Here is a 673-nt window from a genome sequence, read left to right as displayed (position 1 = left end):
AGGCCGGGATTAACGATGCGACATTCTATGCCTGGCGCAAGTGGTCCGAGCCCCGCGATTTCTTCCAGTTTGAGCAAGACGATACCGGTCACGCTAGCTGCGGGGTAACCTTTTGTCTGCACATCGTTTTTTGAGAGATAGACGGCACTGGGTGTAAATAGGCGTCGAACCGGGACCCCCGATCGGCGTCCAAAAGGGACCCCTTTATGGCGCTGGCGGGCGTCGACGTTGGGCGCACCGTTCGCGCTGCTTGCGGCGTAGGGAGGGCGTAGCCCGACCGGAGGCGCAAGCAGCGCGAACCGATCCTTTTCGGGTGGGGTCAGCTGCGGTTCTTGAAGCGCCAGCTGTCGTTACCGGTTTCTACGATGTCGCAGTGGTGAGTGATGCGATCGAGCAGCGCGGTCGTCATCTTTGGATCGCCGAACACGCTGGGCCATTCGCCGAACGTCAGGTTGGTGGTGATGATTACCGAGGTCTGCTCGTAGAGCTTGCTGATCAGGTGGAACAGCAACTGACCACCCGAGCGGGCGAACGGCAGATAGCCAAGCTCGTCGAGCACCACGAGCTCGTGGCGGCGAAGCTGGGCCGCGAGTGCGCCGGCTTTGCCGATCCGTGTCTCCTCCTCGAGCTGCGTCACCAGATCGACGGTGTTGAAGTAGCGACCGCGGGCACC

1 protein-coding gene is annotated in these 673 nt (G+C 61.7%); it reads right to left on the bottom strand.

Features of this window, described 5'->3' with window-relative positions:
• Positions 1-319: 319 nt before the first annotated feature.
• On the bottom strand, positions 320-673 hold a 354-nt coding region (locus tag AACY49_RS29820), incomplete at its 5' end, for an ATP-binding protein (RefSeq protein ID WP_339527782.1).

Origin of the sequence: Pseudomonas sp. EL_65y_Pfl2_R96, from assembly GCF_963970905.1 — a bacterium.
Lineage (GTDB): Bacteria > Pseudomonadota > Gammaproteobacteria > Pseudomonadales > Pseudomonadaceae > Aquipseudomonas.
This window is presented reverse-complemented; position numbering and strand designations above follow the sequence as displayed.